The 14,448-nt window shown below is 68.2% G+C and carries 15 protein-coding genes; 14 read left to right on the forward strand and 1 reads right to left on the reverse strand.

The genetic code is table 11. The features are described 5' to 3' along the window. The first annotated feature begins 19 nt into the window (after nucleotides 1–19). The 8 genes from RBJ77_RS10560 to RBJ77_RS10595 all read left to right on the forward strand — a co-directional run bounded on the left by RBJ77_RS10560 (nucleotide 20) and on the right by RBJ77_RS10595 (nucleotide 7,013). Entirely contained in the window at nucleotides 20–1,417 is a 1,398-nt protein-coding gene (locus tag RBJ77_RS10560; RefSeq protein ID WP_372344741.1) for a phage portal protein, read from the forward strand. A 59-nt stretch (nucleotides 1,418–1,476) separates the two neighbouring features. Beyond that, the gene (locus RBJ77_RS10565; protein ID WP_372344742.1) at nucleotides 1,477–2,214 is read left to right on the forward strand and encodes a hypothetical protein; all 738 of its coding nucleotides are present in this window, start codon (nucleotides 1,477–1,479) and stop codon (nucleotides 2,212–2,214) included. Between the two features lie 103 nt (nucleotides 2,215–2,317). After that, entirely contained in the window at nucleotides 2,318–2,959 is a 642-nt protein-coding gene (locus RBJ77_RS10570; protein WP_372344743.1) for a hypothetical protein, read from the forward strand. Between the two features lie 71 nt (nucleotides 2,960–3,030). Next, nucleotides 3,031–3,978, forward strand: coding sequence for a phage major capsid protein (locus tag RBJ77_RS10575; RefSeq protein WP_372344744.1), 948 nt, complete (start codon nucleotides 3,031–3,033; stop codon nucleotides 3,976–3,978). Nucleotides 3,979–4,036: 58 nt separating this feature from the next. Further along, a complete protein-coding gene (locus RBJ77_RS10580; protein ID WP_372344745.1) occupies nucleotides 4,037–5,050 on the forward strand; it encodes a glycosyltransferase family 4 protein in 1,014 nt (337 codons plus the stop codon). After that, nucleotides 5,034–5,666 (forward strand): hypothetical protein, encoded by a 633-nt coding sequence (locus RBJ77_RS10585; RefSeq protein WP_372344746.1) that lies wholly within the window; start codon nucleotides 5,034–5,036, stop codon nucleotides 5,664–5,666. Before RBJ77_RS10580 ends, RBJ77_RS10585 begins: the two co-directional genes overlap by 17 nt. Beyond that, nucleotides 5,663–6,667 (forward strand): glycosyltransferase family 4 protein, encoded by a 1,005-nt coding sequence (locus tag RBJ77_RS10590; RefSeq protein ID WP_372344747.1) that lies wholly within the window; start codon nucleotides 5,663–5,665, stop codon nucleotides 6,665–6,667. The genes RBJ77_RS10585 and RBJ77_RS10590 overlap by 4 nt, the downstream gene beginning before the upstream one ends. Continuing rightward, nucleotides 6,660–7,013, forward strand: coding sequence for a hypothetical protein (locus tag RBJ77_RS10595; RefSeq protein ID WP_372344748.1), 354 nt, complete (start codon nucleotides 6,660–6,662; stop codon nucleotides 7,011–7,013). Before RBJ77_RS10590 ends, RBJ77_RS10595 begins: the two co-directional genes overlap by 8 nt. Here RBJ77_RS10595 and RBJ77_RS10600 read toward each other — a convergent pair. Beyond that, nucleotides 7,010–7,324, reverse strand: coding sequence for a DUF4429 domain-containing protein (locus RBJ77_RS10600; RefSeq protein ID WP_372344749.1), 315 nt, complete (start codon nucleotides 7,322–7,324; stop codon nucleotides 7,010–7,012). The genes RBJ77_RS10595 and RBJ77_RS10600 overlap by 4 nt on opposite strands. A gap of 54 nt (nucleotides 7,325–7,378) precedes the next feature. On the opposite strand from RBJ77_RS10600, the gene RBJ77_RS10605 reads away from it, so the two are divergent. The 6 genes from RBJ77_RS10605 (at nucleotide 7,379) to RBJ77_RS10630 (ending at nucleotide 14,448) form a co-directional block, all read left to right on the forward strand. Beyond that, the gene (locus RBJ77_RS10605) at nucleotides 7,379–7,702 is read left to right on the forward strand and encodes an HK97 gp10 family phage protein (RefSeq protein ID WP_372344750.1); all 324 of its coding nucleotides are present in this window, start codon (nucleotides 7,379–7,381) and stop codon (nucleotides 7,700–7,702) included. Continuing rightward, complete coding sequence (locus RBJ77_RS10610) at nucleotides 7,702–8,094, forward strand: hypothetical protein (RefSeq protein ID WP_372344751.1); 393 nt, start codon at nucleotides 7,702–7,704, stop codon at nucleotides 8,092–8,094. Before RBJ77_RS10605 ends, RBJ77_RS10610 begins: the two co-directional genes overlap by 1 nt. 72 nt (nucleotides 8,095–8,166) lie before the next feature. Continuing rightward, nucleotides 8,167–8,754 carry a phage tail protein gene (locus tag RBJ77_RS10615; RefSeq protein ID WP_372344752.1) on the forward strand — a complete coding sequence of 196 codons (588 nt, stop codon included), beginning with the start codon at nucleotides 8,167–8,169 and terminating at the stop codon, nucleotides 8,752–8,754. A 91-nt stretch (nucleotides 8,755–8,845) separates the two neighbouring features. Next, nucleotides 8,846–9,199: a hypothetical protein gene (locus tag RBJ77_RS10620; protein ID WP_372344753.1), complete on the forward strand. Its 354-nt coding sequence runs from the start codon at nucleotides 8,846–8,848 to the stop codon at nucleotides 9,197–9,199. 116 nt (nucleotides 9,200–9,315) lie between these two features. Further along, nucleotides 9,316–9,600 carry a hypothetical protein gene (locus RBJ77_RS10625; RefSeq protein ID WP_372344754.1) on the forward strand — a complete coding sequence of 95 codons (285 nt, stop codon included), beginning with the start codon at nucleotides 9,316–9,318 and terminating at the stop codon, nucleotides 9,598–9,600. A 21-nt stretch (nucleotides 9,601–9,621) separates the two neighbouring features. Further along, on the forward strand, nucleotides 9,622–14,448 hold the full coding sequence (locus RBJ77_RS10630; protein WP_372344755.1) for a peptidoglycan DD-metalloendopeptidase family protein: 4,827 nt from the start codon (nucleotides 9,622–9,624) through the stop codon (nucleotides 14,446–14,448).

Raw genomic sequence — 14,448 nt, forward strand, 5'->3', positions numbered from 1 at the left:
GCGGGGAGGTGGGCGGCACGTGGCAGTGCTGGATAGAGACGAGGCGGCTTCAACGGCGCGCCGGTTGCTGAAGATCCGCGAAGGCGAGCAGGCCCGCCTGGACCGCATCCAGCGGTACATGTGCGGCCGGCACGACTCGGTGTACGTACCGTCTGGGGCGCGGGCAGAGTACCGGTGGCTTATCGAGCGGGCCCGGGTGAACATCCTGCCGCTCGTCGTCACCGTGGTCGCACAGAACATGTACGTCGACGGGTACCGTCCGGCCGGCTCGGATACAAACGCAGCGCCATGGTCGATCTGGCAAGCCAACCGCATGGACGCCCGACAGCACGGCATCCACCGCTCGGTGCTCACCTACGGCGCCGCCTATGCCGTGGTGATGCCCGGCAAGCCCATGCCTGTCATCACGCCGTTCTCGCCGCGCCGCATGACTGCCCTGTATGCGGATCCGGTGAACGACGAGTGGCCGATCCTTGCGGTCGAGGATCGGCTGGAGAACACGGCGAAGGGTAAGCGGCGCGTCGTGCGCATCTACGACGACCAGGCCCGCTACACGCTGGCCGGCAACGTCGACGGCTCGCAACTTGTCCCGGATGGCGAGCAGTGGTTGATGCGGCACGACCTTGGGGTGTGCCCGGTCGTCCGTTACATCAACACCGAGGGCCTTGATGGTGACGGTGTCGTTGGCGAGGTCGAGCCGCTGCTGGATTCGCAGGACCAGCTCAACATGACCACGTTCAACCTGCTGATGGCCCAGCAGTACGCGGCGTTCCGGCAGCGCTGGGTGACCGGCATGGCGCCGCCGCTGGATGGCGACGGGAACCCGATCGAGCCGTTCAAGTCCCGCGTGGACGGGCTGTTCGTCGCCGAGGACCCGGATACGAAGTTCGGCGAGTTCGGGCAGAGCGACCTCAAGGGCTACCTCGACTCGCGGGAGTCGACGATCCGGCACATCGCCACCCTGTCGCAGGTACCGCCCTACCACCTGCTGGGGCAGATGGTGAACTTGAGCGCCGAAGCCCTGGCGGCAGCACGTGACGGCCTGGACCGGAAGACGGACGAACGCGAGTCCCTGTGCGGTGAAGGCCACGAGCAGACACTCCGCCTGGCCGGATTGGCAGCCGGCGACCGAGGGGCCTGGGACGACATGGCCGCCCAGGTTGTATGGCGCGACACGTCTGCGCGCTCGCTGGCACAGACCGTGGATGCGCTCGGCAAGCTCGTCACCATGCTGGGGGTACCGCCTCAGGAACTGTGGGAGAAGATCCCCGGCGTCACCCAGACCGACGTCGAACGCTGGAAGCAGACGGCGGAGCAGGGGGACTCGATGGGCCGTCTCAACGGCATCATCGAGAAGCAGATGAGCCAGCTCGATCCCGTGCCGGCCACGGCGCCGCTCCCGGATCTTGCGCTTTGATGGCTAGGTTGTGGACGCCGCCGCGCTACCGCCGCACTCAGGCCTTGATGGCGGCACGCTTGGCCCGCACGGTGCTGCAGGTGTGGCGTGAGCTGATGAACCCGGCGAAGGTCGACGCCTCTTGGCCCGCGGTCCGTTCCGCTTTGGTCCCCCTGGTCGAGCAGGCAAGGGAGCAGTCAGCGGCGTTGGCGCGCAGTGCCTACGCCGACGTGCGGAGCGAGGCGGGTGTCGGGGACGACGGCTTCCGCCCGAAGGACCCCCTGCCGCTCCTCATCGAGCGGCTTGAGCGCTCCCTGGATGTCACCGGTCCGGTGGAGTTCAAGAAGGCCATCGCCGCCGGGAAGACACCCCAGCAGGCCATGGATGCGGCGGCCGTTCGCATGGTGGGCACGACGCAATATCTGGCGCTGGAAGGCGGGCGCCAGGCCATGCAGCGGTCGATCTCGGCGGACGAGAAGGCCACCGGCTGGTCCCGCGTCACCGACGGCGATCCATGTGCCTGGTGCGCGATGCTCGCCTCCCGAGGGCCCGTGTACAAGTCCGCCCAGACCGCGGGGGACCCGCGGCAGGGCGGCAACACCTACCACGATCACTGCGCCTGCCAAGCCTGGCCGGCGTTCACCCTGAACGAGCCCTTCATCGGCGTCGCCGAGAAGCTCTACGACGACTGGCTGCGGGAGACGCGAGGCCGCGGCGGCAAACATGCCGTGAACGCGTTCCGCCGCTGGTGGGAGTCCGAAGGGCGTGCTGCCTATCAGGCGCCCGACCGTTCCGACTCCTCGACGCAGCGCACCTGAGCGCTGTCGATCACGGGCGCCTGCCGACATGGTCAGGTGCCCTTCGTATGCCCGTCCTCGCGCACGCCGACATGGCGTGCTCACCCGACATGGGAGCCCAACAATGACCGAGAACGCCTCGGAGATCGCCAGCGGCACGCCGGCTGTCCCCACCCCTGCCGAAGCGGTTGCCGCAGGGCAGATCCCCGCCCAGACCCAGAATCCTGCACCTCAGCAGCAGGCCACGCCAACCCGACAGGGGACCGAGGTGGCCGGCCAGCCCGAGGCGACGGACTGGGAGTCCGAGGCGCTGAAGTGGAAGGCGCTGTCGAGGCAGCACGAGAACAAGCACCTGTCGGCCCTCGGCTTCAAGTCGAAGGACGAGATCGAGCAGCTGCGCAGCGCCGCGCAGAAGTACCAGGAGTTCGAGGACACGCAGAAGACGGAGCTGCAGCGCGCCAACGACCGCGCGCAGGCCGTCGAGCAGCAGCTTGCTGACCTGCGGTCGACGAACGCGCGCCTGATGGCTGCGGCCACCCACAACATCCCGCCGGACCTGATCGACCTTCTCGGCTCGGGCGGCGACGAAGAGATCAACGCGCGGGCCGAAGTGCTCGCCGAGCGGCTGAAGGCGACCGCGCCGACCGCCGCCCCCGCCCAGCAGCGGCCCGTGGAGTCCCTGACGCCCGGCGCCGCGACCGCCTCCGGCTCCGCCGAGGCCACTCCGGACCAGTGGATTCGTCGACTGGCTGGCCGCAACACCTGAACTGACCTTCACTGCAGCACCGGAAACTCCCGCACGGGGCCGGGGTCGCTGCCTTTCCGAGAGGAGCCCCCGTGCCTTTCAACTCCATCATCAGCCGGGACGCCAGCAACGATCCGCTCGTCCCGACCCCGGTCTCCGCCGACATCATCCAGGAGCTGCCCGCGGCATCCTCGCTGCTGCAGCGCGCCCGCAACGTGCCGATGTCGTCCAAGACGCAGCGGCAGCCGGTGCTCGACGTCCTGCCGCTGGCCTACTTCGTCGGTGGCGACACCGGCCTGAAGCAGACCACCGCCCAGGACTGGAAGAACGTCGACCTCGTCGCCGAGGAGATCGCGGCGATCGTGCCGATTCCCGAGGCGTACCTCGACGACGCGCAGATGCCGATCTGGGAGCAGGTCCGCCCCCGGCTCGTCGAGGCGATCGGCGCCAAGCTGGACGGGGCGGGCCTCTTCGGCCTGGACAAGCCGTCCACCTGGCCCGCAGCCGTCTACCAGTCCGCGGTCGCCGCAGGCAACGCGGTCATCTCCGGCACCGGCGTCGACTTCGGCGTCGACGTCTCCCAGGCAGCCGGCAAGGTCGCCGAGGACGGCTTCGCCGTCAACGGCTTCATCAGCCGGCCGGGCCTGACCTGGAAGCTGAACGGCATGCGCAGCGAGCAGGGCCTGCCGATCTACCAGCCCAACATGCAGGGCCAGCCCGGCGGCACCCTGTACGGCTACGGCATGTCCGAACTGACCAACGGCGCCTGGGACATGTCCGAGGCCGAGCTGCTCATGGGCGACTGGTCGAAGGCGATCGTCGGCGTCCGCCAGGACATCAGCTTCAAGCTGTTCACCGAGGGCGTCATCTCCGACGACGAGGGCAAGGTCGTCCTCAACCTGATGCAGCAGGACTCCGTAGCCATGCGCGTCGTCATGCGCGTGGCCTTCGCCACGGCCAACCCGGCGACTCGACTGAACACGAACGCGGCCACCCGCTCGCCGTTCGCTGTCGTCCAGTCGACCACCGCCGCGTCCTGACCGCCCACAGCCCGGCGATCTGGGAAGACCGCCGGGCTGTCGGCAGATCGGAGTCCTGGTGCGCGTCCTGGCGATGTTGCACGCCTACCCGCCGGCCCACAACGCCGGCGCCGAGTGGGCGGCCCACAGCCTGCTGAGAGACCTCGCAGCCCGCGGCCACGACGTGGACGTCCTGCTCTCCCAGCGAGCCGCGGTCGACGACGTCTACGAGATCGACGGTGTCCAGGTGCACCCGCATCGCGGGAAGGCCGACCCGTCGAGGTGGATGCGCGGCGACGGCCGGGCGAACGTGATCGTGACCCACCTGGAGAACACGGCCAGAGCCTCCGTCTTGGGGGACCTGAACCGCATTCCGGTGGTGCACCTGCTCCACAACACCTTCGAGAAGTCGAAGGCGTGGCTGGCCAAGGGCTCTCCGTCGCTCGTCGTGTACAACACGGCGTGGATGAAGGCGGATGCCGAGGCGTGGTGGCGCATCCGCCGCGGCGACCGGCAGATGCCGTGGGGGATCACCGTCCATCCGCCGGTGGCGGTGACGGACTACGCGGCCACACCAGGCGACCGGATCACGCTGATCAACCTGACGGCCGAGAAGGGCGCGCACGTCTTCTACGCCCTGGCGGAGCGCATGCCGCGGCGCAAGTTCCTCGGCGTGGTCGGCGGCTACGGGCAGCAGATCATCCGCGACGACCTGCCCAACGTGGAGATCGTTCCGCACACCTCCGGCGACCGTATGGCCAAGGACGTGTACGCCCGAACCAAGTTCCTTCTCGCGCCGTCCTCTTATGAGTCCTACGGCCGGGTGGCCGTAGAGGCCATGTGCTCCGGCATTCCGGTCATCGCGCACCCCACGCCCGGCCTGATGGAGTCCCTCGGTGCCGCTGGCACCTTCTGCGACCGGGACGACCTCGACGCCTGGGAAGAGGCCATCAAGCGGCTCAGCGTGCCAGCAACGTACCGGCATGCCGCGACAGCATCAGCGGCCAGAGCGGCTGCCCTCGACCCGGCCGCCGAACTGGACAGCTGGGCCACGGCGATGGAAGGAGTGGCCAAGCGTGGGATCACTCGCTAACACCGTTGACCTCGCCGACCGGCTGGGGCGCCCCCTGACCGGCCCCGAAGAAGCCCGAGCCATCGCCCTTCTGGACGATGCATCCGCCTTGGTGGTCGGCTTTACGGGGCGCACCTTCACCAGCACCAACGACGATGTCGTGGTTTTGCGCGCACAGCACGGAGAGATTCGGCTCCCGCAGACGCCAGTCATCAATGTCACGAGCGTCATCGCTGTGGGGGCAGGAGGGGCCCCCGACCTGCCTGTGGCGGGGTGGCAGTGGGACGGCATCGATATCGTCCGCACCTCGACCGACAGCCCCGCCATCAACCTGCCGGAACGCTGGTACGACGAGGACAACGAGGCCTACCCGGGCACCTATCGGGTCACCTACAGCCACGGAACCCCACAGGTACCCGGGGATGTGGTGGCGATCGTCGCCCGCATGGTGCTTCGCACCCTGACCTCCCCGACCATGGCCGGCGGCGTCACCGGCGAGACGATCGGGCCCTACAGCTACCGCACCGACGGCTCCGGCATCGGCACGGCCGTCACCATGACGGACGATGACCGCAGGATGCTGGAACTCGCGGGCTACCGGCGCAAGGCAGGCATGACGACGGTGAGGTGGCGATGAGAAAGAAGCTGCGGATCGTCGCTCGAGTTCACGCCATGCCGCCGGAGCACAATGCAGGCGCCGAGCACATGCTCACCGTCATGCTGCAGGCCCTGGTTGAGCGTGGTCACGACGTCCAGGTATGGCTTTCGCAGTACGGCGGGCTTCGCGAGCCCTACACCTACCAGGGCGTCCAAGTCATTCCGCAGGCGGCCCGCCTGGACTTTGCCGCAGTGGCCCGGCGCGCCGACATCCTCATGTCCCACCTGGAATGCGTCCCGACCACGGCGTCGATCGCCCGGGGTTTCGGGCGACCCATGGTGGTGATCTGCCACAACGATCACCGTCCGACCTTGCGCGACATGGCCGCTGGCGGCACCGCGCTCGGGGTGTACAACTCGCAGTGGATGCGCGCAGAAGCCGAGCTGTTCCTCGCTGAGTACCCGTCGGCGGTGCGGCCCGTCAGGGAGATCATCGTCCGTCCTCCCGTGCATGCGGAGCGATACGCCACAAAGCCTGGCGGCGCGATCACGCTCATCAATTGCAGCGTCGACAAGGGAGCGCTCCTGTTCGGTGAGCTGGCCCGCCGTATGCCCGACCAGCAGTTCCTTGCCGTGCGTGGCGCCTACGGAGAGCAGGTCATTCCGGATCTGCCCAACGTTGAGGTCGTGGACCACGTGGCGGGCGAGGAGATGGCGGCTCGCGTCTACCGGCAGACCCGCGTCCTGTTGATGCCGTCCGTCTACGAATCATGGGGGCGTGCCGGCGTAGAGGCCATGGCGTCGGGAATCCCGGTGCTAGCCCACCCAACCCCCGGGCTCTGCGAATCTCTCGGCGACGCTGGACTCTTCGCCGACCGCGCAGACCCAGACGCATGGCAGAGCATGCTCGAGCGGCTACTGAACGAACCCGCCGAGTACAGGCTCGCCTCCAAGCGGGCCCGCAGCCGCAGCGCCGAACTCGACCCGCGCCCGGACCTCGAAGCCTGGTGCGCAGCCGTCGAAGAGGTGGCCCGTGCGTGAGCTTCCCTTCGGCGAGCCGGTGACGATCCTCCGTCCCGGGCCGCCAACCCAGGATGTCTACGGAAACGACGTGCCCGGCGCGCCGACAGAAGTGCCGGTGCCCGGGTGTGCGGTCGCACCACGCGATGGCACGGGCGCCGGCGCCAACGAGATCACGGACGCCCGCGACACGGTCATCACTGGGCTCACCCTGTATGCCCCGTTCGGCACCGACATCAGGGCCACGGACCAGATTCGAATCGGCGACGAGCTCTACGAGGTCGATGGCCAGCCCGGCTCGTTCCGTTCGCCGTTCACCGGATCAACAGGGCCCGTAGTGGTAGCGCTTGAACTGGTGACTGGCTAGCCGCGGGCCTGCTCGACGGCGGCGATCAGCTTCTCCGCAAGGTCGTTGGACTTGTGCGGGATCGACAGGCTGTGCGGGTCGGAGGCGTGCGGTCGGCCGCCTTGCATCATGCCGCTCTTCTCGCCTGCGGCCGTGGAGCCGGGCAGTACGAACTGCACGTAGCCGTGCATCAGTCGGGTGGCCCGCTTGAAGCGGGTGCCGGTCACGTCGGTCGCCCGGATCCGTACCGGCGCCGGCTTCGGCCCGACGGGCGTCTTCGTGATGGTGATCCATTCGCCGTCGAAGCTAACCGTGCCTTGTACGCCCTTCACGTCCATGTCCGCCCCCAGATCTGCGAGTTAGTGGAGGGGCCTATGGCAGCACGGGTGAAGCTGAAGCGCAAAGGTGTCGGCGAAATGCTGCGCTCACCAGCGATGCAGGCGGAGATGCTGCGCCGCGCCGAGGTCATCAAGGGCGTCGCCCAAGCGACCTCTCCAGTGGGCGACGCAGGCGACCCGCATCGCGGCAACTATGCGACGTCGTGGGAAACGGACAGCAGCTCCCGCGGTGGCCGCAGGCGCGATCGTGCAGTGGCTTACGTGCGCAACACCAGCTACTACGCCCGCTGGGTCGAGTACGGGAACGGCAGACCCTCTGGCCCGGCTCACCATGTACTGCTTCGCGCGACAGAGATCGGCGGGCGGAACTGATGGGTGTCGTCGGAGAGGCGGACGTTGAAGCCGAACTGGCTGCTTGGCTCCGCGGGAAGTTGGGCGTTCGAGTCCTGACGGATCTTCCCGCCAATCTGGGCGATGTGCTGCCTGTCGTGCAGATCCAGCGCGTCGGCGGCACGGACGACTCCTTTCGGCTTGATCGAGCCTTTGTCGACGTGGACACCTACGCCGCCACCAGGCAGGCAGCTTCACAACTACTGAGCTCAGCGCGTGCGCTGCTGCTAAGCGAACTACGTGGGGCTGTGACGGACGTAGCGGTCTTCACTGCGGCACGCACGATCACGGCGCCTGCTTGGCGCCCCTACGAGAACCAATCTCTGCGCCGCTTCGGCGCCACGTTCGAAGTGTTCCTCCACCCGGTCTCCTGACGACCGGACTTGGGCCCGCGCCGGACCCGTAACCCGCCCGAGCGCGGGCTCTTCCATGTCTGGAGACTATTCATGGTCAACATCACCCGCGCTGCGGACCTCGCTGTCGTCGGAGCCAACGGCGGCGGCTGGGTCGCGCCCGTCGGCACCACCGCTCTCGACTCGCCGCTGTCGCAGCCCCTCGCCCCGTGGGAGCCCCTCGGGGCCATCTCGGACGACGGCCTGACCTACGGCTTCGACGAGGACTCGCAGGAGTTCACGCCGTGGGGCCTCACCTCCCCGTTCCGCACCCAGATCACGAAGTCGGTCCGCACGTTCGGGCTGACGGTGTGGGAGACCTCCCGTGTCGCCGTGCAGTCCCTCCAGTACCGGCTGACCGCCGGCGATCTGGAGTCGGACGTCGACGGCCTCACCAAGTACGCCGAGACCGCCAGCCCCGTTCCGGACCGCAGGGCGTTCTGGTTCCTCGTGATCGACGGCGACGCCTACAAGGGCTTCTACGTCCCCCAAGGCGAGATCAACGACCGCAGCGACGTCACGTTCAAGCAGGACGAGATGTCCGGCTACGAGTGGACGATCACCACGTACCCCGACGAGGCCGGGAACACGGTCTACCACGTCGACAAGATCCCGGCGACGCCCGCCTACTCGGGCTCCTGAGCTGGTGGGTGGGCTGGTATAGCCAGCCGGCGCGGGCCCGGCCCACCCACCTTTCCCCCTGTCCCGCGCCCCGAACGGAAGGTCCCGCGCCATGCCCACGACCAAGAATCAGCTCGACGCCGCACGCGCCCAGGAGCAGGAAGCCGAGGCCGGAGACGACTACGTCACCGTGCCGCTGGCCGGGTACGACGGAGTCACCAAGGACGTCCGTACCCTGCCCGCCAACCGCTGGAGGGCCTCCGCGATGCGGGCCCTGCGGCAGGGCGACGTCGACGGCTTCATGGATCTGATCCTCCACGAGGACGACTACGGGATCTATGAGGATCTCGACCCAGACCAGGACGCTATCGGTCACTTCGCTGAGGCCGCGGCGCGCGCCACCGGGGACGACCTGGGAAAGTCCAGTGGGCGTTCGCGGTCTGGGAGCAGTACGCGGAGGAGCTAGAAGACGACCTTCTGCCGCGCGTCGACCTGCTCGACCTGCACCGCGGGCGCCTGTCGTGGCGGCGTCTGCGGGTCCTCATCGAGGGCCTGCCGCCGGAGTCGCGGACGATGACAGCGATGCGCAACTCCCTCACGGATGAGGAGTACGCGGAGCAGGCAGCGAAGGGCGAACCGGAGAAGGGCCGCTGGTCGCAGCTTGAACAACTGGTCGCGGGCCTCGACGACCGGATCGCATCCCTGCAGCACATCACGATCTGCGCGAACACGGACAGCAAGTCGAAGCGTCCGAAGGCGCCCGAACCGATCCGACGGCCAGGCGTCCGCGCGGTGAAAACGAAACAGAAGATCAGCCCGCAGCAGGCCGAACACCTCTGGTCGATGCTCAACGGAGGCGCTGCGTAGCGCACAGGGAGGAGGCTCCCTGTGCCTGCGATCTCCATCGGCTCCGTCGAGGTCGACGTCATCCCCAACGCATCGGGGATTCTGGGACGGCTGCAGTCGGCTCTGGTTCCTCCGGCGACGCAGGTCGGCGACGAGATGGGCCGGATCATCGGCCAGCGTCTCGCCGCGCACATCGCCCCGGCGGTTCGGGACGGCATCAACGACGGCGCGAAGGCCGCGAAGCCGGCCGCGACCCGGCAGGGAGCCGACACCGGTGGCGCGTTCGCCCGCTCGCTGCGGGCGAAGTTGCAGGAAGCCTTCCGCAGCATGCCGAAGCTCAACGTGAGCCTCTCGGACACGGGTGTCGACGCGGATCTCGCCCGCTTGCGGGCCCGCATGGAGACGCTGTCGAACAAGACGATCGGCATCGACGTCTCCGCCGAGGCTGCCCGCGCGGAGGCTGCGGACATCGAGGAGCGGCTGCGTCGTCTCGGCGCCGCCCATCCCAACATTGCGGTCCGCGCCGACACTGCGCGGGCGATTGCGCAGCTGCAGGCATTGCAGGCGGAGGTCGACGAGCTCACCGCCGACCCGGCCCGGATCCGGGTCGAGACAGATGGCCAGCTGGGTACCCGGTTGCGGGCCGCGGTGCAGCAGGCGCAGGCGTCGCTGCCGCACGTCAACATCGACGCCAACACGTCCCCGGCGCAGGTGCAGATCGCGCGGCTGCGGGAGCAGCTGACACATCTGACCGACGCGCGCATCGGGATCGACATCAGTGCGGGCGAGGCGATGGCTCGGATCCGGGAGATCCAGACCCGGCTCGCCAGGCTGTCGACGCAGGACGCCGACGTGGCGGTACGCGTGGACGCCGGCGCGGCGTCCGCTCAGCTGGCGGCTTTCCAGGCGCAGGTCAACGCGCTGGACGGCCAAACGGCGAACGTCGACGTCGATACGTCGTCTGCGGTGTCGGGCATGCAGCTGCTGGTGACGGCGGCGATTGCGTTCGGACCGGCGATCATTCCGGCGTTGCCGGTCGTGGCGGCCGGCCTGGGCGCGATTGCGGCGGCGGGTGTCGCGGCGGGTGTGGGTGTTGCGTCGGTCGGCGCGGTGGCGGTGCCCGCGTTGAAGGACATCGGCGGGGCGCTGCAGGCACAGAAGGCCGCGCAGGATGCGGCGACGAGCAGCACGACCACGGGTGGCGCGGCGAACTCGCAGGCGGCGTCGAAGGCGCTGCAGATGGCGGGCGCGCAGCAGGCTTTGGCAACCGCCGAACGCAACGGCGCCCGGCAGATCGCGCAGGCTCAGGCGCAGGTTCGGCAGGCGAAGCAGGCCGCCGCGGATGCGGTAGTGCAGGCGGCGCAGCGGAACCAGCAGGCGGCGCGTGCGGTGCAGGACGCGGAGCGGCAGCTCGCGGACGCCCAGCGGGATGCTCGGCGTGCCCAGGATGATCTGACGGCGGCCCGTAAGCAGGCCGGCGATGAGCTGGAAGACCTCAACAACCGGCTCGCAGACTCCCAGTTGTCTCAGCGGGACGCCGAGATCGCGCTCAAGGAGGCGACGCTCCAGCGCGATGCAGTCCTGAAGAACGCGGCTTCGAGCGACCTCGACAAGCAGAAGGCGCTGCTGCAGTACGACCAGGCTGTTCAGCGCCTGAAGGAGCAGACGACCGAGACGGGCCGGCTGAAGACGGAGACGGCTGCCGCGAACAAGGCCGGTGTCGAGGGTTCGGCGACGGTCAAGTCGGCGCAGGACCGTGTGGCGTCGGCTCAGCGGAACGTTGCCGATCAGGCGCGTGCAGTCAAGGATGCGCAGGCGGACGCGGCGCGCACGCAGGTGGAGACGGCGAAGCAGGTCGCTCAGGCTCAGCAGCGGGTCGGTGAGGCGACGGCGAACGTGGCGGTCGCGCAGCAGAACGCTGCGGACGCGGTGGCGTCGGCGCAGCGGCAGGTGCAGCAGGCGTCGATGTCGTCGGCATCGGGCGTTAATCAGGCCGCGACGGCGCAGCAGAAGTACCAGCAGGCGCTGGCGAAGCTGACGCCTTCGGCGCGGGAGACGTTCAACGCGTTTGTGAGTCTGCGGTCGGCGTTCTCGGCGTGGTCGCGGTCGTTGCAGCCGCAGGTTATGCCGATCTTTACGCGTGCTCTGGATGGCATCAGGAGAGCTCTGCCTGCGCTCACGCCGTTCGTGAAGGATGCGGCAGCGGCGATCACGAATCTGCAGGACCGGTTCTCGCGCGGCCTGAAGGCGCCGTGGTTCCAGTCGTTCAAGAAGGATCTGCAGGGCAGCGTGAAGCCCGCGATCATCGGCCTGGGTGTCGCCTTCGGGAACGTGTTCAAGGGCATGGGCGGCATCATCGACGCCTTTCTGCCGCACATGGACGGGATCTCGTCTCGGATGCAGGGCATCACGGGCCGGTTCGCGAACTGGGGCACGAGCCTGAAGGGTTCGCCGGAGTTCGAGCGGTTCCTGTCCTTCGCGTCGGAGAAGGGCCCGCTGCTCGGCGAGGCACTCGGCAAGATCGCGGGCGCGTTCCTGTCCATCGGTCAGGCCCTGTCGCCCTTGTCTGGCCCCCTGCTGGTGCTGCTCGGCGGTGTTGCGGAGGCGATCGGCATCATCGCCGAGCACGCCCCGTGGATGGTCCAGGGCATCTGGCTGGTGATCGTCGCCATGCGCGTGTGGACGGTCGTCCAGTGGGCGCTGAACGCCGCCATGACAGCGAACCCGATCACGCTGGTGATCATCGCTATCGCGGCGCTGATCGCGATCGGGATCTGGGCGTTCAACAAGTTCCCCTGGTTCCGCGACATGGTGCTGGCCGCCTGGAATGGGATCAAGACGGCCAGCCTCTGGCTGTGGAACACGGTGCTCAAGCCGTTCTTCGACTGGATGGGCATCATCTTCAAGTGGCTGTGGACGAACATCGTCAAGCCCTACATCGGGTTCCTCATCGCCTACTGGAAGACCGTCGCCCGCGTCGCGATGTGGCTGTGGCACAACGTGCTCAGCCCGGTCTTCAAGGGCATCGGCGACATCATCGCCTGGTGGTGGAAGAACATCGTCCAGCGCTACTTCGGCTACGTGAAGACGGCGATCCGTGTCGTCGGCGACGTCTTCAAGTGGCTCTACAACAAGGTCATCAAGCCCGTCTGGGACAAGATCTCCTCGGTCATCGGTTTCGTATGGAGGGAGGGCATCAAGCCCGCCTTCGACAAGCTGAAGTCGGGCGTCAAGCGGGTCGCTGACGCCTTCGAGACTGCGCGCGGATTCATCAAGAAGGCCTGGGACAAGCTCTCCGACATTGCGAAGAAGCCCGTCCGCTTCATCATCAACACCGTCTACAACAAGGGCATCGTCCCCGTCTGGAACAAGGTCGCCACCGCCTTCGGGGCGAAGAAGATCAACAAGATGGACATCTCCGGCTGGAACACCGGCGGTGTCCTCCCCGGCTACACCCCCGGCCGTGACGTCCACCTCGCCGCCCTGTCCGGCGGCGAGGCCGTCATGCGCCCCGAGTGGACCCGCGCAGTCGGCCCCGGCTACGTCAACACGATGAACGCCGCGGCGCGAGGCGGCGGCGTGAGCGGTGTACAGAAGGCACTTGATCTGCCCGGCTTCGCCGACGGCGGCATCTTCGGCTGGATCGGCAAGGGCCTCAACAAGGCGGCCGGCTGGGGTTCTGCAGCCTGGGACAAGGTCAAGGAGGGGGCGAACTGGCTCAAGGACTCGCTGGCCGCTTCTGCCCGCGCGGGCGTGCGGAGCGTCGTCAACCCGCTGCTGGAGAAGATCCCCGGCCTGGACAACTCCTTCGGCCGCATGATCAAGGGCATTCCGAACAAGATGATCGACACGCTCTTCGGGTACGCCGACAAGGCGGACGCGAAGGGTGCGTCCGGCGCAGGCGGAGGCATCTGGAGCAAGCCGGTCAACGTCGGCTACGGCACCCCGTTCGGCAAGGCCGGTTCGATGTGGTCCTCCGGGCACCACACCGGACTCGACTTCCCGGCCGCGGTTGGCACGGCAGTCCGGGCCGTCGCTGACGGAACGGTCTCGCAGGTCGCCAGCGGTGGCCCCTACGGCAAGCACGTCATGATCTCGCATGGGGGCGGACTGTCCTCCCTGTACGCCCACATGAGCCGCATCATGACGAAGCTGCACGCCCGCGTCACTCAGGGCCAGCAGATCGGCAAGGTCGGGGCGACCGGAAACGTCACCGGACCCCACCTCCACCTGGAGGCACGGCTCAACGGCAAGGCCGTCGACCCCATGCGCTACCTCTCCGGAGGCGGCGGCGGAGCCAACGTCCAGGCCGTCGGCTCAGCACAGCGGTACGCGAAGAGCATCCTCGGCCGCTACGGCTGGGGACCCTCTCAGTTCGGACCGCTCAAGCAGCTGTGGCAGCACGAATCCGGCTGGCGCTGGAACGCCAAGAACCCCAGCTCAGGGGCTTACGGCATCCCGCAGGCGCTTCCCGCGACGAAGATGGCGTCCGCCGGACGGGACTGGCGGACGAACGCGGCGACACAGATCCGCTGGGGGCTCGGCTACATCAAGGGCCGCCCCGACTACGGCAGCCCGTCCCGCGCATGGGCCAAGTGGCAGTCGCGGTCACCGCACTGGTACGACTCCGGCGGCTACCTGCCTCCGGGCCTGAGCACCGTCTACAACGGCACCGGCCGACCCGAGCCGGTACTGACGGGCGCCCAGTGGAACATGCTCGCCGCCAGCGGCGCGAGCAGCGGACCGCAGCACTTCGAGGGGAACCTCTACCTCGATTCCGGCGAGTTCCTCGGCCGTGTCCGCGGTGAGGCCAGCGCCGTCGTTCAGGAGAGCCAGCAGCAGCTCGTTCAGAGCCTCCGCGCCAGCTGA

Source organism: Streptomyces sp. KL116D (genome assembly GCF_030766975.1).
Lineage (GTDB): Bacteria > Actinomycetota > Actinomycetes > Streptomycetales > Streptomycetaceae > Streptomyces > Streptomyces longispororuber_A.

Coding starts and splice junctions, on each gene's coding strand:
- RBJ77_RS10620 (WP_372344753.1), top strand. CDS start 8,846: ATGCCCACGACCAAGAATCAGCTCGACGCCGCACGCGCCCAGGAGCAG.
- RBJ77_RS10590 (WP_372344747.1), top strand. CDS start 5,663: ATGAGAAAGAAGCTGCGGATCGTCGCTCGAGTTCACGCCATGCCGCCG.
- RBJ77_RS10570 (WP_372344743.1), top strand. CDS start 2,318: ATGACCGAGAACGCCTCGGAGATCGCCAGCGGCACGCCGGCTGTCCCC.
- RBJ77_RS10615 (WP_372344752.1), top strand. CDS start 8,167: ATGGTCAACATCACCCGCGCTGCGGACCTCGCTGTCGTCGGAGCCAAC.
- RBJ77_RS10625 (WP_372344754.1), top strand. CDS start 9,316: ATGCGCAACTCCCTCACGGATGAGGAGTACGCGGAGCAGGCAGCGAAG.
- RBJ77_RS10610 (WP_372344751.1), top strand. CDS start 7,702: ATGGGTGTCGTCGGAGAGGCGGACGTTGAAGCCGAACTGGCTGCTTGG.